At 73.4% G+C, this 21,612-nt stretch carries 18 protein-coding genes; 10 read left to right on the forward strand and 8 right to left on the reverse strand.

Annotated elements, in window-relative coordinates; genetic code table 11:
• The first annotated feature begins 97 nt into the window (after positions 1-97).
• From dapE to AC3D3D_RS12960, 6 genes are all read left to right on the forward strand, one after another.
• Complete coding sequence (dapE, locus tag AC3D3D_RS12935) at positions 98-1,207, forward strand: succinyl-diaminopimelate desuccinylase (RefSeq protein WP_463663339.1); 1,110 nt, start codon at positions 98-100, stop codon at positions 1,205-1,207.
• Between the two features lie 116 nt (positions 1,208-1,323).
• Positions 1,324-2,139, forward strand: coding sequence for an LOG family protein (locus AC3D3D_RS12940; protein WP_463663303.1), 816 nt, complete (start codon positions 1,324-1,326; stop codon positions 2,137-2,139).
• A gap of 169 nt (positions 2,140-2,308) precedes the next feature.
• Positions 2,309-3,805 carry an aspartate ammonia-lyase gene (gene aspA / locus AC3D3D_RS12945; protein WP_463663304.1) on the forward strand — a complete coding sequence of 499 codons (1,497 nt, stop codon included), beginning with the start codon at positions 2,309-2,311 and terminating at the stop codon, positions 3,803-3,805.
• Complete coding sequence (locus tag AC3D3D_RS12950) at positions 3,802-5,124, forward strand: anaerobic C4-dicarboxylate transporter (protein ID WP_463663305.1); 1,323 nt, start codon at positions 3,802-3,804, stop codon at positions 5,122-5,124. The genes aspA and AC3D3D_RS12950 overlap by 4 nt, the downstream gene beginning before the upstream one ends.
• A gap of 163 nt (positions 5,125-5,287) precedes the next feature.
• Complete coding sequence (locus AC3D3D_RS12955; RefSeq protein ID WP_425708225.1) at positions 5,288-5,455, forward strand: DUF3117 domain-containing protein; 168 nt, start codon at positions 5,288-5,290, stop codon at positions 5,453-5,455.
• A 75-nt stretch (positions 5,456-5,530) separates the two neighbouring features.
• Entirely contained in the window at positions 5,531-7,459 is a 1,929-nt protein-coding gene (locus AC3D3D_RS12960) for a leucyl aminopeptidase family protein (protein WP_488512109.1), read from the forward strand.
• A 12-nt stretch (positions 7,460-7,471) separates the two neighbouring features.
• Here AC3D3D_RS12960 and AC3D3D_RS12965 read toward each other — a convergent pair whose 3' ends face one another.
• The 4 genes from AC3D3D_RS12965 to AC3D3D_RS12980 form a co-directional block, all read right to left on the reverse strand.
• Positions 7,472-8,221 (reverse strand): succinate dehydrogenase/fumarate reductase iron-sulfur subunit, encoded by a 750-nt coding sequence (locus AC3D3D_RS12965; RefSeq protein ID WP_463663307.1) that lies wholly within the window; start codon positions 8,219-8,221, stop codon positions 7,472-7,474.
• Entirely contained in the window at positions 8,218-10,383 is a 2,166-nt protein-coding gene (locus AC3D3D_RS12970) for a fumarate reductase/succinate dehydrogenase flavoprotein subunit (RefSeq protein WP_463663308.1), read from the reverse strand. The genes AC3D3D_RS12965 and AC3D3D_RS12970 overlap by 4 nt, the downstream gene beginning before the upstream one ends.
• A gap of 26 nt (positions 10,384-10,409) precedes the next feature.
• Positions 10,410-11,225: a succinate dehydrogenase cytochrome b subunit gene (locus AC3D3D_RS12975; protein ID WP_463663309.1), complete on the reverse strand. Its 816-nt coding sequence runs from the start codon at positions 11,223-11,225 to the stop codon at positions 10,410-10,412.
• 123 nt (positions 11,226-11,348) lie between these two features.
• On the reverse strand, positions 11,349-11,981 hold the full coding sequence (locus AC3D3D_RS12980; protein ID WP_463663310.1) for an O-methyltransferase: 633 nt from the start codon (positions 11,979-11,981) through the stop codon (positions 11,349-11,351).
• A gap of 208 nt (positions 11,982-12,189) precedes the next feature.
• Between AC3D3D_RS12980 and AC3D3D_RS12985 the strand changes: the two genes are divergently transcribed.
• Both AC3D3D_RS12985 and AC3D3D_RS12990 read left to right on the forward strand, forming a co-directional pair.
• Positions 12,190-14,169 carry a S1C family serine protease gene (locus tag AC3D3D_RS12985; RefSeq protein WP_463663311.1) on the forward strand — a complete coding sequence of 660 codons (1,980 nt, stop codon included), beginning with the start codon at positions 12,190-12,192 and terminating at the stop codon, positions 14,167-14,169.
• A 23-nt stretch (positions 14,170-14,192) separates the two neighbouring features.
• The gene (locus AC3D3D_RS12990) at positions 14,193-14,726 is read left to right on the forward strand and encodes a twin-arginine translocase TatA/TatE family subunit (protein WP_463663312.1); all 534 of its coding nucleotides are present in this window, start codon (positions 14,193-14,195) and stop codon (positions 14,724-14,726) included.
• 141 nt (positions 14,727-14,867) lie between these two features.
• On the opposite strand, the gene AC3D3D_RS12995 is transcribed toward AC3D3D_RS12990, so the two are convergent.
• Genes AC3D3D_RS12995 through AC3D3D_RS13005 form a run of 3 tightly spaced genes read right to left on the reverse strand, consistent with a single transcriptional unit; the run spans position 14,868 to position 17,980 of the window.
• Positions 14,868-16,001: an Mrp/NBP35 family ATP-binding protein gene (locus tag AC3D3D_RS12995; RefSeq protein WP_463663313.1), complete on the reverse strand. Its 1,134-nt coding sequence runs from the start codon at positions 15,999-16,001 to the stop codon at positions 14,868-14,870.
• Between the two features lie 28 nt (positions 16,002-16,029).
• Complete coding sequence (locus AC3D3D_RS13000) at positions 16,030-16,677, reverse strand: DUF1003 domain-containing protein (RefSeq protein WP_463663314.1); 648 nt, start codon at positions 16,675-16,677, stop codon at positions 16,030-16,032.
• Positions 16,670-17,980, reverse strand: coding sequence for a magnesium transporter MgtE N-terminal domain-containing protein (locus AC3D3D_RS13005; RefSeq protein ID WP_463663315.1), 1,311 nt, complete (start codon positions 17,978-17,980; stop codon positions 16,670-16,672). Before AC3D3D_RS13005 ends, AC3D3D_RS13000 begins: the two co-directional genes overlap by 8 nt.
• 101 nt (positions 17,981-18,081) lie before the next feature.
• Between AC3D3D_RS13005 and AC3D3D_RS13010 the strand changes: the two genes are divergently transcribed.
• Together AC3D3D_RS13010 and AC3D3D_RS13015 are read left to right on the forward strand one after the other, a co-directional pair.
• Positions 18,082-19,110 (forward strand): YflT domain-containing protein, encoded by a 1,029-nt coding sequence (locus tag AC3D3D_RS13010; RefSeq protein WP_463663316.1) that lies wholly within the window; start codon positions 18,082-18,084, stop codon positions 19,108-19,110.
• Positions 19,107-19,913 (forward strand): sugar phosphate isomerase/epimerase family protein, encoded by an 807-nt coding sequence (locus tag AC3D3D_RS13015; protein ID WP_463663317.1) that lies wholly within the window; start codon positions 19,107-19,109, stop codon positions 19,911-19,913. The genes AC3D3D_RS13010 and AC3D3D_RS13015 overlap by 4 nt, the downstream gene beginning before the upstream one ends.
• A gap of 130 nt (positions 19,914-20,043) precedes the next feature.
• Here AC3D3D_RS13015 and AC3D3D_RS13020 read toward each other — a convergent pair whose 3' ends face one another.
• A complete protein-coding gene (locus tag AC3D3D_RS13020; RefSeq protein WP_463663318.1) occupies positions 20,044-21,582 on the reverse strand; it encodes an aminopeptidase P family protein in 1,539 nt (512 codons plus the stop codon).
• Positions 21,583-21,612: the final 30 nt, after the last annotated feature.

A 21,612-nucleotide genomic window follows, 5' to 3' on the forward strand; every position in this document is an offset into this window, starting at 1 on the left:
GCGGACCGGTTGTGCCTACGCTGGCCCGGTGAGCGACCCCCACCACGCCGACCCCACCTCGCCCGTCCCTGCACCGGACACGCCGCCCCCCGCCGACCTGCCCGACCTCGTGACCAGCGACGTCGTCGACCTCTTCCGCGCGGTCTGCGACGTCCCGTCGGTCTCCGGCGCCGAGGCGCCGCTCGCCGACTCGATCGCCGCGGCGCTGGCGGCGCTCGGCCACCTCGAGGTGCGGCGCCTGGGCAACACCGTCGTCGCCCGCACCGATCTCGGCCGCGACACCCGCGTCGTCGTCGCCGGACACATCGACACCGTGCCGCTGGCCGCCAACCTGCCCACCGAGCTGCGCGAGGAGGGCGGCGCCGAGGTGCTCTGGGGCCGGGGGACTGTCGACATGAAGGGCGGCGTCGCCGTCGCCCTGTCGCTCGCCGCGCGCCTGAGCGCGCCCGTCCACGACGTCACCTGGGTCTTCTACGACAACGAGGAGGTCGATTCCGACCTCAACGGGCTGGGCCGGGTCGTGCGCGAGCACCCCGACTGGGTGACCGGCGACGTGGCGGTGCTCGGCGAACCGACCGCCGGCGGGGTCGAGGGGGGCTGCAACGGCACCCTGAGGGTCGACCTGACCGTCCGGGGCGTGACGGCGCACTCGGCCCGCTCCTGGCGCGGGCACAACGCCGTGCACGCCGCCGGGGAGATCCTCGAGCGCCTCGCTGACTACGAGCCCGCCCAGGTCTCCGTCGACGGGCTGGTCTACCGCGAGGGCCTCAACGCCGTCGGCATCACCGGCGGCATAGCGACGAACATGATCCCCGACGCCTGCACCGTCACCGTCAACTACCGCTTCGCTCCCTCACGCTCGGTGGAGGAGGCGCTGGCCCACGTGCGCGAGGTGTTCGCCGGGATCGACGCCGAGCTCGTCGTCACCGACGCCGTCGGGGGTGCGCGGCCGGGGCTGGACGACCCGGCACTGGCTGCCGCCGTCGAGGTGCTCACCGGTGCGACCGGGGGAGTGGTGGGCCCCAAGTACGGCTGGACCGACGTCGCCCGCTTCGCCGAGCTGGGCATCCCGGCGCTCAACTTCGGCCCCGGCGACCCGATGCTCGCCCACGCCGACGACGAGCGCTGCCCCACGGGCCAGGTGCGTGACTGCGCCCGCGCGCTGGCGGCCTGGCTGGCCCCCGGCGTCGACGCCGGTCGCGGCTGAACGTGCGCGGTCGACACCGTCCGGCCGCCGCGGGCTCGTGACGGCACCCGAGGGTGGGGAGCGCGTCCCGTGGTCGTCCGCCGCGCACCGCCCGTCCGGTGCGCCACACTGGAGCCATGAGCGCCGAGCACCGTTCCGAGCGGATGAAGAACGGGACCTACCGGAAGGGACCCGTCATCCTGCGTCGTGACCAGATCCCCGACGAGACCACGGACGCGCGTCTGCTCGCCCCCGACCAGGACGCCTCCTTCGTCCACCAGGACCCGTGGCGGGTCATGCGCATCCAGTCCGAGTTCGTCGAGGGCTTCGGCGCGCTGGCCGACCTCGGCCCGGCGATCTCGGTGTTCGGGTCGGCGCGGCTGAACGACGGCAGCCCGGAGTACGCGCTCGCCCGCGAGGTGGGGCGGATGCTCGCCGCCCGCGGCTTCGCCACGATCACCGGGGGTGGCCCGGGCATCATGGAGGCCGCCAACCGCGGCGCCGTGGAGGGTGACGGCCTCAGCGTCGGCCTCGGCATCGAGCTGCCCCACGAGCAGGGCATGAACGAGTACGTCGACCTCGGCGTCAACTTCCGCTACTTCTTCGCCCGCAAGACGATGTTCCTCAAGTACAGCCAGGGCTTCGTCGTGCTGCCGGGTGGGCTCGGCACGATGGACGAGCTGTTCGAGGCGCTCACTCTCGTCCAGACGCAGAAGGTCTCGAGCTTTCCGATCGTGCTCGTCGGCAGGTCGTTCTGGAGCGGGCTCGTCGACTGGATGAGCGAGGTGATGATCGAGCGCGGCACCATCTCCGAGCACGACGTCGATCTCGTGCCGATCGTCGACACCGCCGAGGAGGCCGTCGATGCCGTGCTGGCCCGTGTGCAGCGGCTCGCCGACGAGAAGCGCGCACAGGAGGTGGCCGAGGACGAGGCCGAGGGCATGGCCGAGTAGACGCCGGCAGGCCGCGACCCGTATGGCAACGGTCGCCGGCCCCAAGGACTTTGGTCGCCCACGTCGTGCTGTCCGGTCCGCGAGACTTGTCCTGGTCGTCGCGAACGACGACCGGTACCGGGACGGACCACAACCGCGACGGCCCACCAGGGCGGGAGGAGCATCGACCATGGCCACCACTGGAAGATTGGAGGAGGACCTGCTCGGTACGCTGGAGGTGCCCGCGGACGCCTACTACGGTGTCCACACCCAGCGGGCGATCGAGAACTTTCAGATCAGTTCGTCGACCATCAGCGACGTGCCAGCCATGGTTCGGTCGATGGTGCAGGTGAAGAAGGCCTCCGCCCTCGCGAACGGCGAGCTGCGGTCGATCCCGCCGCATGTCGCGCGGGCGATCGTCGCGGGCTGCGACGAGATCCTCGAGCGCGGCCGCTGCATGGACCAGTTCCCCATCGACGTCTTCCAGGGCGGCGCCGGCACCTCGGTCAACATGAACACCAACGAGGTCGTCGCCAACCTCGCCCTGGAGATCCTCGGCCACCCCAAGGGGCGCTACGACGTCGTCAACCCCAACGACCACGTCAACAAGAGCCAGTCCACCAACGACGCCTACCCGACCGGTTTCCGCCTGGCCGTCTACACCCTGGTGCACGACCTGCGCGAGGAGCTCGGCCGGCTCGCCGGCGCCTTCGCGGCCAAGGGCGAGGAGTTCGCCGACGTGCTGAAGATGGGGCGCACCCAGCTCCAGGACGCCGTCCCCATGACGCTGGGCCAGGAGTTCACCGCCTTCGCGGTCCTCCTGCGTGAGGAGATCCGCCACCTCGGGCGACTCGCCGAGTATCTGCTCGAGGTCAACCTCGGGGCGACCGCGATCGGCACGGGGCTCAACACCCCTGAAGGCTACTCCGAGCTCGCGGTCGCCCGGCTCGCGGAGATCACCGGCCTGCCGGTCGTGCTCGCGGAGAACCTCATCGAGGCCACCTCCGACACCGGCGCCTACGTCTCCATGCACGCCGGCCTCAAACGGGTCGCCGTCAAGCTGGGCAAGATCTGCAACGACCTGCGGCTGCTGTCCTCCGGGCCGCGGGCCGGCCTCAACGAGATCAACCTGCCCGAGCTCCAGGCGGGCAGCTCGATCATGCCGGCCAAGGTCAACCCGGTGATGCCCGAGGTCGTCAACCAGGTGTGCTTCAACATCATCGGCAACGACGTCACGGTCTCCATGGCCTCCGAGGCCGGCCAGCTCCAGCTCAACGTGATGGAGCCAGTCATCGGGCAAGTCCTCTTCGAGTCGGTCAGCCTGCTGCGCAACGCCGCGGTCGGGCTGCGCGAGCGCTGCGTGGACGGGATCACCGCCAACGAGGACGTCTGCCTGGCCAACGTCATGGGCTCGATCGGAATCGTCACCTACCTCAACCCGGTCATCGGCCATCACAACGGCGACCTGGTGGGCAAGGAGGCGGCCCGCTCGGGGCGCACGGTGAAGGAGGTCGTCCTCGAGATGGGGCTGCTCGACGAGGAGCAGATCGACCAGCTGCTCTCCCGGGAGAACCTCATGCGGCCGAAGTATCAGGGCAAGATCTTTCCCGCGGAGGACCCCGACACCTTCCCCCGCGCGGAGCAGGTCGATCGGGGAGCCACCCCGGACGCGCAGGCCCGGTCATGATCGCCGTGCAGTTCGTCGTCGTCCTGGCGGCGATCTTCCTCGGAGCACGCCTGGGCGGGATCGCCATCGGTTTCGCCGGCGGCCTGGGCGTCCTCGTCCTCGCGGTCATGGGCGTCACTCCGGGTGACATGCCCCTCGACGTCATCTCCATCATCATGTCCGTCATCGCCGCGATCGCGACGATGCAGGTGGCGGGCGGCATGGACTACCTCGTCAATCTCGCCGAGAAGGTCCTGCGCAGCAAGCCTCGCTACCTCACGTTCCTCGCCCCGCTCGTCACGTACGCGATGACGATGATGGCCGGCACCGGGCACACGGCGTTCTCGACGATGCCGGTGATCACCGAGGTCGCCAAGGAGAACAACATCCGGCCGGCACGGCCACTGTCGATCGCCGTCGTCGCCTCGCAGATGGCCATCACCGCCTCGCCCATCTCGGCCGCCGTCGTCGCCTTCTCGACCTACCTCGAGTCCGGCGGCACGGGCGTGTCGTACATCGACCTCCTCGCCGTGGCGATACCCGCGACCTTCATCGCCTGCATGGCGACCGCCGCGATCATGATGGCGATCGACAAGTTCCGCGGGACGACGGCGCTCGACACCCATCCGGAGTTCCGCCGGCGCCTGGCGGCCGGGGAGATCGAGATGCGCGGCTCCCAGCAGCGCGAGCTGCGCAGGGGTGCCAAGTTGTCGGTGCTCATCTTCGTCCTCGGACTCGTGCTGGTCATGGGGTACGCGACGGCGATCAGTGACAACGTGGGCCTCATCAGCGACCCGGTCATGGGACGAGACCAGGCGATCATCGCGATCATGCTCGGCATCGCCGCGCTCATCGTCCTGCTGTGCAAGGTCTCGACGGCCGAGGTGCTCGGCGCCTCCACCTTCAAGTCCGGCATGAGCGCCTCGATCTGCGTGCTGGGCGTCGCATGGTTGGGGACGACGTTCGTCTCCCACCACGAGGAACTCATCATGCGCACGGCAGGGAACATGCTGACGGACTTCCCCTGGACGCTTGCCGTCATCCTCTTCTTCGCCGCGGCACTGCTCTACAGCCAGGCGGCGACGACGCATGCACTCATGCCCACCGCGCTCGCCATCGGCGTGGCCCCGGCGGCCGCGCTCGCGGCGTTCCCGGCGGTCTCCGCGCTCTTCGTGCTCCCGACCTACCCCACCCTGCTGGCCGCGGTCGAGATCGACGACACGGGGACCACGCGGATCGGCAGGGCGATCTTCAACCACCCGTTCCTCGTGCCCGGTGCCATCAACATCTCGATCGCCGTTGCGCTCGGGTTCGTCCTTGCCGCGTTGCGTGGCATCTGAGCCCTGGCCTGCCCGCAGGTCACGGGGCGGGCTGCCCAGGTCTGGACGGAACACACACCCGCCCGTGACCTAGAATGAGCCTGGCCATGGTGTCCGCGCGGTTCGGTACGGGGCAGGTCTCCGACGCGGCGGGCCCGAACACATGAGAACGAGAGGTGCCGCAATGGCAGCGATGAAGCCGAGGACCGGGGACGGCCCGCTCGAGGTGACCAAGGAGGGTCGCGGCATCGTCATGCGCGTCCCGCTCGAGGGAGGCGGTCGCCTGGTGGTCGAGCTGAACGCCACCGAGGCGGGCGAGCTGAGCGAGGCGCTCTCCGCCGTCGCTTCCTGACCGACACCCGCCAGACCGACACCAGCCTGACCGACGGCCGGCCGCCACGCGGCCGGCCGTCGTCGTAGGAGGACCGTGGCCCCCGCCGAGACCGCCGTGCAGCTCCCGAGCGTCGACCTGCCGCAGGTCGACGTCTCGTCCCGCCCCTGGTCCGAGGCACTGTCCCCGGCCGCCGACGCGGCACGGGGCGGCCCGCCGGACGCCGTCGTCGTCACCGCCGACGTCGCGGGTCCCGGCACGCGCGCCCTCGAGGTGGCGGCGCGCTACGGGATCGACCTGGTCGCCGAACTTGGCGGTGCGGCCGCCCCGGACGGCGACGGCCCCGACGACGCGGGCGCCGGCGACGCGGTCACCGATGGCGAGAGCACCTCCGGCGGCACGCTCTCCGCCGGTGCGCCTGCGCCCGACGCCGAGCCCGCCGCCGACGCCGAGCCCGCCGCCGACGCCGAGCCCGCCGCCGACGCCGAGCCCGCCGCCGACGCCGAGCCCGCCGGCACCGGCGGCCAGGCGAAGGCCGGATCGGTCCATACGATCCGCCTGCCGCACGTGCTCGACGGCGTCGACGTCCCCTGGGCCGGCCTGCCCCGCCAGCTGCTCGTGGTCCGCACCGGCGCCGGGACGACGTCGGACATGCGCGCCGCCGGTCTGGGGCTGGGCCGCGCGCTCGCCGGCCGCAGCCGCGCGCTCGTCGTGCTCGAGCAGTCGGGTGTCGCACCGGCCGAGCAGCACGGCGCCGCACCGGCCGGGCACTCGGATGAGCAGCATGGCGCCGCACGGGCCGAGCGTCCGGCCGACGACCCGCTCGCGGCGTTTGCCGCCGGGATCTGGCTCGACGCCTACCGCCTGCCCACGGCCGCGAGGAAGAGCCCCGGCCCTGGCCCGGTGAAGACCGTGGAGCTCCTGACCGCCGAGCCGCACGCCGAGCCGCAGATCGATCCGCGGTCCGACCAGCACGCCGACCCGCAGTCCGGCCCGCAGCAGGGGACGGGCGGCATGGACCTCGCCCGCGAGTCCGTCACGGCGACGCACCGCGCCCGCGCACTGACGGCGACCCGCTCGACGGTGAAGAACCCGGCCTGGATGGCCGCCGCCGCCAGGCACCTGGTCGGCGGTCTCGACGACGCCACCCGGGATCTGCTCAGCGTCGAGGTCGAGGATGCCGGCGAGCTGCGCCGGCGCGGCGCGGGGGCGATCCTCGCCGTCGGGACGGGTTCACCGACCCCGCCCCGCCTGGTCACCGTCACCTACACGCCCGCCGGCGGCGGGGGCAGCCGGGTCGCGCTGGTGGGCAAGGGCATCACCTTCGACAGCGGCGGCCTGTCGAAGAAGCCGACCTCGGGGATGCTGACGATGAGCACCGACATGGCGGGCTCGGGCGTCGTGCTCGCGACCGTCCTGGCGGCCGCCCGGCTGCGCCTTCGGCACACGGTCACCGCCGTGCTCCCGCTCGCCGAGAACGCGTTCGGGGCGGGCTCCTACCGGCCCGGCGACGTCGTGCGCACCCTCTCGGGCCGCACCGTCGAGATCGGCAACACCGACGCCGAGGGGCGCCTCGTCCTCGCCGACGGACTCACCCACGCGATCGCCGCCGCGGACCCCGACGTCGTCGTCGACGTCGCCACGCTGACCGGGGCGGCCCGCATCGCCCTGGGCACCTCGACGTCGGCGCTGTTCGCCACCGACGACGAGCTGGCCGCCGCCCTGATCGCCGCGGGCGAGGCCGCCGGCGAGCGGGTGTGGCGCCTGCCGATGCCCGCCGACTCCGAGGCCGCGCTGTACTCCGACGTCGCCGACGTACGGCAGACCCCGCGCGGTGACGTGCACGCGGTCGGCGGGACGATCTTCGCCGCGATGTTCCTGCGGAAGTTCACCGAGGGGCGCCGCTGGGCGCACCTGGACATCGCGGGGACCGGCCGCTCGACCGGCGGCAAGCGGCTGCCGAGCGGCGCACCCACGGGCGTCGGCGCGGCGCTGCTCGTGCACTGGTTGGCCGAGCTCGACTGAGCGCGACGCGCTTTAGTCGGCACTGTCCCGCCACCAGGCACGCCACCTCTCCTTGGGCACCATCGCCACCGCCGTGAGCGGGATGCCGGCCGGGCACACCACCGTGCACTCGCCATAGTGCGAGCACGGGCCGAAGTTCTCCTCCAGCGCGCTCACCATCGAACGAGCCCGCCGGCCGCGTTCCTTGCCGGGAGTCGGCAGCAACGACAGGTGCGCGAGCTTGGAGCCCGCGAACAGGTGCGCCGACCCGTTCGGGCAGGCGGCCACGCAGGCGCCGCAGCCGATGCAGGCCGCCATGTCGAGGGCGGCCTCGGCCTGTTCGTGCGTGACGCCGACGTCGTCGGCGTCGGGGGCGGTACCCGCCCGTACGGTGACGCTCGCGCCCGCGGCGATGAGCTCGTCCAACGTCGACCGGTCGACGACCAGGTCGCGGATGACCGGGAACGCCGCCGACCGCAGCGGCTCCACGGTCACGGTCTGTCCGTCGGTAAAGGCGCTGAGCCGCTGGTGACAGCTCGGCGTGTTGTCCGCGGGCCCGTGCGGCTTGCCGTCGACCGTGACGCCGCACGCCCCGCAGATGCCCTCGCGGCAGTCGGACTCGAACGCCACGGGATCGCCGCCATGCTCCGCAAGGTCCTCGTTGAGCCGGTCGAGCAGCTCGAGGATCGACATCTCGGGCGTCGCGTCGTCGACGGTGTGGTCCTCGTAGCGGCCCATCCCCGCCGGATCGTCCTGCCGCCAGATCCTCAGTCTCAGTCTCACGTGTAGCTCCTTGTCGCCAGGGGGACCGTGGAGAAGGTCAGCGGCTCCGCGTGGCGCACCCATCGGCCGTCCTCCACGGTCCCTCCGTCGAGGCCCCACGCGGAGGCGAACGCCCATCTCTTGTCGTCTCGCAGCGCCTCCCCGTCCGCCTGGTGCTCTGTGCGGAAATGTGCCCCGCAGGACTCCTCGCGGTCCAGCGCATCGACGCACATCAGCTCGGCGAGCTCCAGGTAGTCGGCCACCCGACCCGCCTTCTCCAGCTCCTGATTGAGCCGTTGTCCGGTCCCCGCCACTCGCAGCTCGCGCCAGAACCGGGCGCGCAGCGTGCGGATCTCCGCCAGTGCCCTGCCCAGGCTCGTGGCCGACCGGGCCACGCCGCAGCCCTCGTACAGGATGTCGCCGAGCAGCCGGTGGAAGTGGGTGGGGCCGTGCTCTCCGCCGATCGCCATCAGGCGCTCGACCCGTCCGCGGGCGCGGGCGAGCGCCTCGCGCACCTCCGGGGCGTCGTCGTCGGGCAAGGGCGTACCGAGCAGCGGCGCGAGGTAGTTCGGCACGGAGTACGGGAGGGTGAACCAGCCGTCGACGCACGCCGACAGCAGCGAGTTCGCGCCGAGCCGGTTGGCACCGTGGTAGCCCCAGCCGGCCTCTCCGCCGACGAACAGCCCGGGGATCGACGTCTGCATGTCATAGTCCGACCACAGCCCGCCCATCGTGAAGTGGGCTCCTGGCGCGATCCGCATCGGGACGGTGTAGGGGTCCTCGCCCGTGGCGTGGTCGTACATCGTGAACAGGTTCCCGTAGCGCTCGGTCACCGTCTCCCTGCCGAGACGGGCGATCGCGTCCCGGAAGTCGAGGTAGACCGAGTTCTTCAGCGGGCCCACTCCCCGGCCGGCGTCGATCTGCTCCTTGGCGTTGCGGGAGGCGACGTCGCGGGGCGTGAGATTGCCGAACGCGGGGTAGCGCCGCTCGAGGTAGTAGTCGCGTTCGTCCTCGGGGATGTCGTTGGCGGGGCGTTCGTCGCCTGGCTTTTTCGGCACCCAGATGCGTCCGTCGTTGCGCAGCGACTCCGACATGAGGATCGACTTCGACTGCCAGCGCGAACTGACCGGGAGAGCCGTCGGGTGGAACTGGATGAAGCTCGGCGACGCCAGGAGCGCCCCGCGCTGCACGGCCCGCCACGCGGCCGACGCGTTGGAGTTCTTCGCCAGGGTGGAGAAGTAGAAGACGTTCCCGTAGCCACCGGTGGCGAGCACGACGGCGTGCGCGGTGTGCGCCGAGATCTCACCGGTGAGCAGATTCCGCAGGACCACACCGGTGCAGCGGTCGTCCTGAATGACCAGGTCGAGCATCTCGTGACGGGTGCGCAGGGTAACGGTGCCGGCGTCGACCTGTCGCAGCAGCGCCTGTGCGGACGCGACCTGGAGCTGCTGGCCGGTCTGGCCGCGGGTGTAGTAGGTCCGGCTCACCTGCACGCCGCCGAACGAGCGGGTGGCGAGCCGGCCGCCGTACTCGCGGGCGAACGGGGCGCCGATGGCGTCGAGGTGGTCGATGACACGCGCCGACTCCTCGCCGAGCCGGAACGCCTCCGCCTCGCGGCCGCGGAAGTCGCCGCCCTTGACGGTGTCGACGACGAACCGGTGCAGTGAGTCGTTGTCCACCTGCCGGGCACGAGCGGCGTTGATGCCGCCCTGCGCCGCAACCGAGTGCGCGCGCCGCGGAGCGTCGTGGTAGGTCACGCACTCGACGTCGTAGCCGAGCTCGCCCAGCGCCGCCGCGGTACCCGCGCCGGCGAGGCCGCTGCCGACGACGATCACCTTGAACTTCCGGCGGTTGGCGGGGTTGACGAGGCGGTAGGCGTCCCGGCGACGCTGCCACGCGGTGGCGGGGTCGCCGGCGGGCACCCTGCCGTCAAGCTCCGGCCCGACCCGCGCGCCCGGCGCGTGCGACGGTGGAGCCTCGAACGGGCGCTGGTGCTCCGACGCCGGGGTTCGGGTCGGGCCCTCGTCCGCGCCGCTCGCCGTGGGTGCCTCGGCGTCCCGAGCGGGGTCGGCGCCGGAACGTCCGACCTCCTGCTGTTTGCGCCGCTCCTCACCTAGCCGCTCGCCGCGGCGGGTCCCGCCCCGTCCGACCGCTGCACCGACGCCGGGTTCGGTCTCGGTCACGAGTTCCTCCCTCTGCCACGGCCACCTCATGAGATCCACCCTGCGAGCACCGAGATCGGGATGAGCGCGTTACCGACGAGCACGGCCACGGCCATGAGGCCGGCGACCGCGGCCAGGACGGCCCGGAAGCGCCGGCCCGTGGCGCCGAGATCAGCGGCCGCGACGAAGATGCCGTGCGAGAGGTGCACGGTCAGGGCGAGCATCGTGACGATGTAGATGCCGGCCGACCACCAGCGCGAGTGCGAGGCGACGACGTTGGCATAGGCGTTCGACGTCGTCTCGGTCGCCGCCTGGAAGGTCTCGGGGGCGGCCGGCTGCGCGCCGATCGTGAGGTCGAGGATGTGGAAGACGACGAAGAACAGCAGGATCAGGCCGGTCACCGGCATGGTCCGCGCCGCGAACGACCGCGTGCCGCGCATCTTCGTCCGACGGTGGGGGCCCCGCGCCTTCCGCCCCCGGTACCACAGCATCCCCGCGGCGACCACGTGCACGACGAGCGCGACGCTGAGCACGATCCGCAGGACCCACAGCAGGCCCTCGTGCGGCAGCACCGGGTAGAAGGCGGTGCGCAGCCAGTGCGCGTAGGAGTTGAGCGCGGCCTCGCCCTGGAAGATCTTGAGGTTGCCGAGCATATGGACGAACACGAACAGGGCGAAGACGATGCCGGTGACCGACATGCTGGCCTTGAGCACCCATGTCGGCGGCCTGGGGCGCGGTGTGCGCGGAGAGCTCCGTACCCGTCCGACATCGAGCGCCGCGTCCTCCGCGCCGGGCAGCCGCACCCCGAGCAGCTCGTCCCGCCCCTCTCCCTCGGCGCGTACCTGCTCGGTCGCCGACCCCATCGCCGCTCCTTCCGTGGACTGCTTCCACGGTAGGACAGGAGATTCTGGCTGCTCCGGGACTCCGGTCCCGGGACGGTGGTCGCCGTCAGGTGCCCGACGACGTCCGTCTGCGAGTCCTGCTCGTCAGACCCGGACGGCGGCCAGGACGCCCGTGCCGGCCGTCAGCAGGGTGGGCAGCAGGCGCTCGTCGTCGCGCAGGGAGCGAACCAGCTCGCGCGCGGTGACGGTGGTCTCGTCGCGCCGTGCCGGGTCGGCGACCCGGTCCCCGGACAGCGCGCCGGAGACGACGAGGACACCGCCGGTGCGCAGCAGGCGGATCGCGTGGTCGACGGTCTCGGGCGCCTCGGCCGGGTCGCCGTCGACATGCACGAGGTCGTAGGCGCCGTCGGCGAGCCGGGGCACCACCTCGAGCGCGCGGCCGGAGATGAGGCGGGTGCGGGCGGGGCGCACGCCGAAGGCGAGGAAGGACTCGCGCGCCGAGCGCTGGTACTCGCCCTCGACGTCGATCGTGGTCAGCACACCGTCGGCGGGCATCCCCGCGAGCAGCCACAGCCCGGAGACCCCGGTGCCGGTCCCGATCTCGGCGACGGCCCTGGCGTTCGAGGAGGCGGCGAGCAGGCGCAGGACGGAGCCCGTGCCCGGCGAGACAGGACGCACGCCCAGCTCGTCGGCCCGGGTGCGTGCCCGTGCGATGACGTCGCCCTCGGCGACGAGCTCCTCGGCGTAGGCCCACGACTGCGCCTTGTCGACCGACATCTGATCCCCTTCCACGGTGGCGCGCCTGACCGCGCCCGACTGGCACCGATGGTAGGTGGGGGGCCGCCGCCCGCGCGGGAGGCGGGCCGGGCGCGGGGGAGGGAGGCCGCCCGGGAGCAGTGCCGGACAGGGGAGCGCTGCACACCTGTGCGGGCCACGGCGGGACCTCTGCGCGGGTACCGTGAGCCCGACCGAAGGAGGGCCACCGATGGCTGATGACCGACAGTACCCCGCGGGTCAGGGTGCGGACCCCGCAGCCTGGCGTCCGGACGGACGACCTGCCGAGACCGACCCCGCGCTGTCGGCACAGACGTCACGATTCGCGCCCCCCGACGACCTCGAGGACGACGAGTCGACGACGCCGTCCCGGTCCCAGCCCTCCGGTCCGGCGGAGCCCTCGCGCCCCGGCGGCTCCCCGCACCGCCCCGGCTACCCCGGACCGGCCTCGGGCCGGCCCCGCGAGGGGCAGTGGGCACCCACCGGCGCGCGGCAGCCGATGCCGTCGGCCCGCCCGACCGGCACCAGCACCGGCAGCTTCCCCCAGGCCCAGCGCCCGGGCGGCCAGCAGCCGGCGACCCCCACCCCCTCCGCGCCCTCCGGCCCGGGCGGCGGCGGACCCACCGCGGGCGGGTACGCGCCCGGCGGCGGCGCTCCGGCCGCCGGTGGTGGCGCAGGCGGTCCGGTCGCGGGCAGCGGCCCCGGCGGCGCTCCGGCCGCCGGCGGCGGCGCCGGGCCTGGCGCTGGCACCGGCGGTCCGGCCGCCGGCAGCCACGGCCCGGGGCCCTCCGGCGCCTCGGGAGCGGACCGCGGCCAGGCGGCCCCCGGCCCTGACGCGGGGGAGTCCACGAGGATGGGGGCCGCGCACCAGCCGGGCCACGGCTTCGCCGCGCCTGCCCCGCCCCGCGGATCCTCGGCGGGCTCCGCCCCGGCGCCTGGCGGATCGCCGACCGGCGGGGGCGGGGGCGCCGGCGCGTTCGGCGGTTACGGCGGCGGTGCCGGCACGGGCGGCCCGGGCTCGGGAGCCGGCTACAGCGCGTCCGCCCCGCAGGGGCGTGAGCCGCGCGAGAGCCGCCGACGGGGTGTGGCCGTCCCCGTCGTCGCCCTGCTCACCGCGGTCGCCCTCCTCGCCGGGCTCGTGCTCGGTGCCGTCGGCGGCCGCTGGCTGTTCTGGGAGGACGACGGCGAGGCGACCTCGGGCGAGGAGGAGTCGGCCGGTGGGATCGACCCCGAGTCGCAGAGCGGCGCGGTGGGCGTCGACCGCCCGGACGCCTCCGTGGCGACGATCTCCGACATCGCCCTGGCCTCGACGGTCTACATCGAGGCCCGCGACGGCCAGACCGGCGGCTCCGGCACGGGGATGATCTACTCCGAGGACGGGCTGATCGTCACCAACAACCACGTCGTCGAGCCGGCCGGGGACGGCGGCGTGCTGACGGTGACCTTCCACGACGGCACCCAGGAGGAGGCCGAGCTCGTCGGTCGGTCGCCGGGCTACGACCTCGCGGTCCTGCAGGTGCCGCGGGACGGGCTCACCCCGCTGGTGCTCGCCGACTCCGACGAGGTGGTCATCGGTGACCTCGTCATCGCCGTCGGCGCCCCCCTGGGCCTGACCGGCACGGTGACCGCCGGCATCATCTCCGCACGCAACCGCCCGGTCGTCGCGGGCGAGGCCGGCGACGAGAGCTACATCAACGCCCTGCAGACCGACGCGGCGATCAACCCCGGCAACTCCGGCGGCCCGCTGCTCAACTACGACGGTGAGGTCGTCGGCATCAACTCGGTGATCTATGCGGCGGGGGGCGAGGGTGGCGGAACTCCCGGCAGCATCGGCCTGGGCTTCGCGATCCCCTCGAACCAGGTCGAGCTCACCGTCCAGCAGCTCATCGAGGACGGGCACGCCACCTTCGCCCAGATCGGCATCAGCCTCGACCCGAGCTATTTCGGTGCCGGTGTCCGCGTGGTGCAGGACGACTCCGCGGTCGTGCCGGGCGGCCCCGGTGAGCAGGCCGGCATCGAGCCGGGCGACATCATCCTCGCCGTCGACGGCACCCCGGTCACCGACCCCTCGGAGGTCATCGTCTTCGTCCGTTCGCACCAGGGTGGGGACACGATCACGCTGACCATCGACCGCGACGGCGACGAGCAGGAGGTCGACGTCGAGCTCGCGGAGGTCGAGGAGGAGTTCTGACCCGGGGCGCCTAGGATCTCGTCATGGGCGGAATCAGCGGTGGCGAGCTCGTCGTCCTGCTGCTCGTGGGTTTCCTCGTCGTCGGACCGGAGAAGCTGCCCGAGCTCTCCCGACAGCTGGCCCGGGTCGTGCGTCGGGTGGTCGCCGTCGCCCGGGACACGGGCGACAAGGTGCGGGCCGAGCTCGGCGACGACCTGGCCGACCTCAAGGACCTCGACCCGCGTCAGTACGACCCCCGGCGGATCGTCGCCGACGCCATGCGGGACCCCGCCCGTCCGACCCGGACGGCATCGGGGGCCGCCCGCGGGCCCGGGGGGAACGCCGCCTGGTCCGCGCGCGGTCCGGGTGCGGCGACGGCTGCGGCGGCGACCGCGGTGGCGACGTCGCACCAGGACCCGACGAGCGCCGCGGCGGCGCCGGCCGCCGGTTCGGCCGAGGGCTCGGCCGGGGTCGCCACGCACGGCACGCCCGCGGTCGCCGGTGGGTCCGGCGCCCGGAGCGCCGCGGCGGTGACCGACGGGACCGTCCCGGCCCCCTTCGACCCGGACGCCACCTGACCGTGGCGTGACGGGCCGCGCGCGGTGCACCCGCTCGGTGCACCCCGCGAGAATCCTGACCCCCGCGCGTAGGCCGCGCCCCGCGCGCGTGCCGACCCCGCCCGACCGCCGGAGCTCCGGCGGCGGGCAGGTGGCGAGAGGTCAGACCGGGGTGACCCCGAGGGAGCGGCCCGCGAGCCCGCGCGCCCGACGTCCCAGTGTGCTGGCCAGGTCGAGCAGCCCGGTCGCCGCGGGGGAGGAGGCGGCCTCCGGGGAGGAGGTGGCCGGCAGACCGGCGTCGCCGGCCTCGCGCACGGAGACCTCCAGCGGCAGCTGGGTGAGCAGCGGGACGTCGTAGCCGAGCGTCTCGCTCAGGCGCCGGGCGGTCTCCGCGCCGCCCCCGGAGCCGAACAGCTCGGTCCGCGAGCCGTCGGGCCCCTCGAACCAGCTCATGTTCTCGACGACGCCGACCACCTTCTGCCGCGTCTGCTCGGCGATCGTCCCGGCGCGCTCGGCGACCTCGGAGGCGGCGACCTGCGGGGTGGTGACGACGAGGATCTCCGAGCCCGGCAGCAGCTGGGCCACCGAGATGGCGACGTCCCCGGTCCCCGGCGGCAGGTCGAGCAGGAGCACGTCCAGGTCGCCCCAGTACACGTCGGCGAGGAACTGCTGCAGCGCGCGGTGCAGCATCGGCCCGCGCCACACCACGGGGCGGCGGTCCTGGACGAACATGCCGATCGAGATGACCTTCACGTCGTGCGCGACCGGCGGGAGGATCATGTCGTCGACCTTGGTCGGCGGCAGCTCGACCCCGAGCATGCGGGGGATGGAGAAGCCGTAGATGTCGGCGTCGAGGACGCCGACCTTGAGGCCGGTCGCCGCCATCGCGGTGGCCAGGTTGGCCGTGACGGTGGACTTGCCGACGCCGCCCTTGCCGGAGGTGACGGCGTAGATCCGGGTGAGGTTGCCGGGCTTGCTGAACGGGATCTCCGGCTCGGGGGTGCCGCCGCGCAGCTGGGTCTTCAGCTCCTTGCGCTGCTCCTCGGTCATCACGCCCATCGCCACCTGGACGTCGACGACGCCCTCCATCGCGGCGACGGTCGTGGTGACGTCGCGGTTGATGGTGTCCTTGAGCGGGCAGCCCGCGGTGGTGAGGTCGATCCCGACCACGACGTTGCCGTCCTCACCCACCTCCACGCTGCGGACCATGCCCAGCTCGGTGATGGGGCGACGGATCTCCGGGTCGATGACCTTGTTGAGCTCGGTGCGGACGGACTCGACGGTGGGGGCGCTCATGCACCCATGGTAGGCAAGCGGGGCGCCCTCACCGAAGGGGGCCGTCGACGCCGGCCGGGTCCGGGGCGTCTGCTGCGTCACGTCCGGCGGGCTGCCCCGGACCTTCGTCCGGGTCACTCCCGGGCACGACGTCGTCCGCGTCGTCCTCGGTGGCGTCGTGGGAGAGGCGGGCCACCTCGCGCTCGAGCTCGACGATGCGCCGGTCACGCCGCTCGACCTCGTCGGCGAGCAGGTCGCGCAGCTCGGAGCGGACGAAGTCACGGGTGGCGACCTCGCCGACGGCCATGCGCAGCGAGGCGATCTCGCGAGTGAGGTACTCGGTGTCGGTGAGGTTGCGCTCGGACCGCTGGCGGTCCTGCTCGGCGGCGACCCGGTCGCGGTCGACCTGGCGGTTCTGCGCGAGCAGGATGAGCGGCGCCGAGTACGAGGCCTGCAGCGAGAGCATGAGCGTGAGGACGGTGAACCCGAACTCCTGCGAGTCGAAGCGCAGGTCGGCGGGGCCCCAGGTGTTCCAGATCAGCCACACCGCGACGAACACGGTGAGGTAGATGAGGAAGCGCGGCGTCCCGAAGAAGGTCGCCACGGACTCGGAGATCCGTCCGACCTTGTCCGGGTCGGAGGATCGGCGCAGCAGCCGGGGCCGGCGCTCGGCGGGGGTGTCCAGCCGGTCAGTCATCGCTGTGCCTCTCCTCCACGGTCTCGTCGATCGCCTCGTCGGTCACGTCCTCGTCGGCCTCGCGCCAGTCGTCGGGCAGGAGGTGGTCGAGGACGTCGTCGACGGAGACGGCCCCCAGCAGGCGGCCGTCCTCGTCGCACACCGGGAGCGCGGTGAGGTTGTACGTCGCCAGCAGTCGGGTGACCTTGCCGAGCCCGTCGGTGGGCAGGACCGGGTCGATGTCGACGTCGAGGATGGTGCCGATCGCCGTCGTGGGGGGTTCGCGCAGGGCGCGCTGGAGGTGCACGACCCCGAGGAACCGGCCCGAGGGCGTCTCCAGCGGGGGGCGGACGACGAACAGCAGCGCGCTGAGCGCGGCGGGGACGTCCCGCCGGCGCGCGTGGGCCAGGAGTGTCGCCACCGTGGACTCGGGGGCGAGGATGACCGGCTCGGTGGTCATCAGACCACCGGCGGTGTGCTCGTCGTAGGCGAGGAGGCGGCGCACGTCCTCGGCCTCGTCGGGCTCCATCCGCTCGAGCAGCGTGGCGGCGGTCGACTCGGGCAGCTCGGACATGAGGTCGGCGGCGTCGTCGGGCTGCATGACCTCGAGGACGTCGGCGGCCCGCTCGACGTCGAGGCTGGAGACGATGTGCACGCGGTCGTCCTCGCCGAGCTCCTCGAGGACGTCGGCCAGCTGCTCGTCGGGCATCTGCGTGGCGACGTCGAGGCGCCGGGCGTCGGGCAGGTCGTGCAGGACCTCGGCGACGTCGGCGGGCTTGAGCTCGTTGAGCTGGGCGATGAGCGCGTCGGTGCCCTGCCGGGTGGCCGGCTCGTCGAGCCCGACGATGTCGTGGATCCCGACGACGAGGGACTCGCCTCGGGAGAAGGTCGCCCGCTGCCGGACCCGCCGCACGAACACCTTCGTGGCCAGCCAGTCCCGGTTGCGCTGCTGCTCGATGGCGATGTCGAGGACGGTGGCCTCGCCGGAGCCGTCGGCGAGGCGCACGCGGCGGTCGAGGAGCTCGCCGACGACCTGCATCTCGGCGGTGCGCGCCTGGAAGCGGCGCAGGTTGAGCAGCCCGGTGGTGATGACCGCGCCGGGCTCGATCGCCGTCACGCGGGTCAGGGGCAGGAAGATGCGTCGGCGCCCGGGCACCTCGACGACGAGCCCGACGGCCCGCGGCTCGGCGCGCACACGGGAGAGCAGGACGACGTCGCGCACGCGTCCGACCTGGTCACCGAGCGGGTCGAAGACGGCGGTGCCGGCCAGGCGGGCGACGTAGACGCGGGCGACGTTCGCCGGTCGGGAGGTCGTGGTGCTCACGCCTGGAAGGGTAACCGCGGGGGCCGGACCGGGCCCGGCCGAGCCGGTCGGGGCCCGCGGCGCGCTGGCGCCACCCGGCTCACGGTGACGATACTGGGGCCATGTCGATGTCGAACCAGCCCACCGGGGTACGGGCGCTGACCATCCCCACCGGTGTCACGCTCTCCTCGTACACCAGCTACGAGGACGCGCAGCGGGCGGTGGACCACCTCTCGGACCACGATCACGACGTCAAGCTGGTCTCGATCGTCGGGGAGGACCTGCGGCTGGTCGAGCGGATCACCGGCAGCCTGAACTACGGCAAGGTCGCCGGCTCGGGGGCACTGACCGGCGCCTGGTTCGGCCTGATGATGGCGCTCGTGATGTGGCTGGTCATCGGGAACTTCGGGCTGGTCGACTTCCTCATCCCGGTCCTCGTCGGCGCGGCCTTCGGCGTGCTGCTGGGCATCGTCGGCTACGCGCTGCGCCCCAAGACGCGGGATTTCACCTCCTCGAGCACGGTGGTGGCCAAGCGGTACACCGTCCTCGCCGGCCCCACGGTGGCCGACGAGATGCGGGCGGCCCTGCAGCAGGCCGGCCTCCTGGGCTCCGCCCCCGGCCCAGGTGCCGGTGGCGCGGGTGGTGGCGCGGGGGCGTTCCAGGCCGGCGGCGGCTCGGGTGCGGGTGCCGGCTCGTACGGCGCCGGTCCCGGCGGGCCGCAGGGCGGCGGAGCCGCAGGCTCGTACGGCGCCGGCTCGTACGGCGCTCCCGCCGGTGCGCACGGCGCCCCTGCCGGATCGCACGGCGCCCCCGCGGGCTCGTACGGCGCCCCGCACGGCGCCGGTCCCGACGGCGGGCACGCCGGCGGCGAGGGCGCCGTGCACGGCCACGACGCCTGGACCCCGGGCGCGGACCGCGCCCACGACGCGGGACCGGCGGGCGACTCCGCCCACGCGGCCCCCGCGGGACAGGACGGCGAGCAGGGCGTCGCGCCCGCGCCGGGCATCGCCCCCGGGGCCGACGGCACGCCGCGGTACGGCGCACGCCTGGAGGACCTCACGCCCGAGCAGCGCGCCCACGCCGAGGACCAGCTCCGCCAGGCCGACGCCCACCGCTCCGCCCCCGAGACCGGCCAGCCCGACCAGCAGTGAGCATCCCCGTCGGCCTGTCCACGGCCTCCGTCATGCCAGGGTCCGTGGAGGACACCTTCGCCCTGGCGGCCGAGCTCGGCTACGACGGCGTCGAGATCATGGTGCTCACCGCGCCGGAGTCCCGCGAGCCGCACCTCATCAACGAGCTCTCGAAGCGGTACGGCATGCCGGTCCACGCCATCCACGCGCCCACCCTCCTGCTCACCCAGGGTGTGTGGGGGCGCTCGCCGTGGGACAAGGTCGACCGGTCCGTGGACCTGGCGGCCGAGGTCGGTGCGGACGTCGTCGTCCTGCACCCGCCGTTCCGGTGGCAGCGCAGGTACGCCAGGCAGTTCGTCGAGGCCATCGCCGAGCGCGAGCGCACGGGCCCGGTGCGGCTCGCGGTGGAGAACATGTTCACCTGGCAGGCGCAGGCCGGCGGGGCCCACGTCAAGGCCTACTCCCCGGGCTGGGACCCCACCGAGCACGACTACGCCTCGGTGACCATCGACCTCTCGCACGCGGCGACGTCGGGCATGGACGCCGAGGCGACCATGACGATGGTGCGCACGCTGGGGGACAAGCTCGCCCACCTGCACCTGACCGACGGGACCGGCACCATCAAGGACGAGCACCTCGTGCCCGGCCGCGGCAACCAGCCCTGCGACGAGGTGCTCCACCACCTGCGCGACACCGGGTTCGCCGGGTCGGTGGTCGTGGAGATCAACACCCGCTCGGTCTCCACCCTCCAGCGCCGCACGATGTGTCTGGAGTCGCTGCGCTTCGCCCGCGAGCACCTCGCGCCCGCGGCGGACGCACGCTAGACAGCGCCGGCGCACCACCGAGGTGGACCCTTCTCGCCCGAGACTGACTGCGCAGAGGTCTGTCCGGGACGAGTTCGGTCCACCTCGGCGAACAGGAGAGGGCCGACGCGAGGACGCGGGAGGAGCCGGCTCAGCCCCGCAGGCGCGCCATCCAGGCCTCGACCTCGTCGGCCGTGCGGGGCAGCGCGGAGGTGAGGTTCTCCACCCCGTCGGGCGTGACGAGCACGTCGTCCTCGATGCGCACGCCGATGCCCCGCAGCTCGGCGGGCACCTTGAGGTCGTCGGCCCGCAGGTACAGCCCCGGCTCGATGGTGAAGACCATGCCAGGGACGAGCTCGGCGTCGACGTACATGTTCCGCCGCGCCTGCGCGCAGTCGTGCACGTCGAGGCCGAGGTGGTGCGAGGTCCCGTGCACCATCCACCGCCGGTGGTACTGGCCGTCGGTGCGCAGCGAGGCCTCGGCGTCGACCGGGAGCATCCCCCAGTCGGCCAGGCGGGCGGCGATGATCTCCATCGCGGCGGCGTGGATCTCGCGGAAGCGGACCCGCGAGCCGTCGTCCTTCACGCGCGCGGCGACCGCGAAGGCAGCGTCGGCGGCGGCCAGCACGGCCTCATAGACGCGTCGCTGCGGCTCGGTGAAGGTGCCGTCGACGGGCAGCGTGCGCGTGATGTCGGCGGTGTAGAGCGAGTCGACCTCGACCCCGGCGTCGAGCAGCACGAGCTCGCCGGGCCGCACCTCGCCGTCGTTGTGGATCCAGTGCAGCGTGTTGGCGTGGTTGCCGGCCGCCGCGATCGTCTCGTAGCCCACCCCGTTGCCCTCGAGCCGGGCGCGGGCCGCGAAGGCGCCCTCGACGACGCGCTCCCCGCGCGGGTGGCCGGACGCGCGCGGGAAGGAGCGCACCACGTCCTCGAAGCCCCGGGCGGTGGCGTCGACAGCGGCCCGGATCTGGTCGACCTCCCAGTCGTCCTTGACCAGGCGCAGCTCGGAGAGGCGCTCGCTCAGCTCGGCGTCCGCACGCGCGGTCTGCGTGAGACCGGCCTCGGCCCGCACCTCGTCCACCAGCGCGGTGACGGCCTGGTCGGCGCCGGTGACGAGCCGGACCTGGACCTGGTCGACGCCGGCGTCCTTGGCGAGGTCGTCGCGCAGGGTGTCGATGTGGGCGGTGCGGATGCCGGTGGCGGCCTCGACCTCGGCCAGCGAGGGGCGCACACCGACCCACAGCTCGCCGTAGCGGGAGTCGGCGTAGAACTCCTCGGTGTCCTTGCCGGCCCGCGGGCGGAAGTAGAGGATGGCGTCGTGCCCGTCCTCGACCGGGTGCAGCACGAGCACCGAGTCCGGCTCGGTGGCCGAGCCCCAGCCCGTGAGGTGGGCGAACGCGGAGTGCGCGCGGAAGACGTGGTCGGTGTCGTTGCTGCGCACCCGCAGGTCGCCGCCGGGCAGGACGAGCCGCTCGCCGGGCAGCTCGGCGGAGATCGCCGCGCGGGCCGCCGCCGCCGTGACGGCCGAGTCCAGGCGCGCGGGCAGCGTCTCGTCCGTCGGCCCCCACCCGTCGGCGATGAACGCGCGGAAGTTCGCGGAGCTGGGGCGCTGGGAGCGGTTGGACCCGCGCTCCTCGAGCGGCTGCGGGTCGGTCGTGGTGTCCGGGCTGTCGGAGGCGGCTGTCGTCATGCCCCCATGGTCGCACCGGCGCGGGCGGGG

The organism is Georgenia sp. X1117, assembly GCF_057784635.1.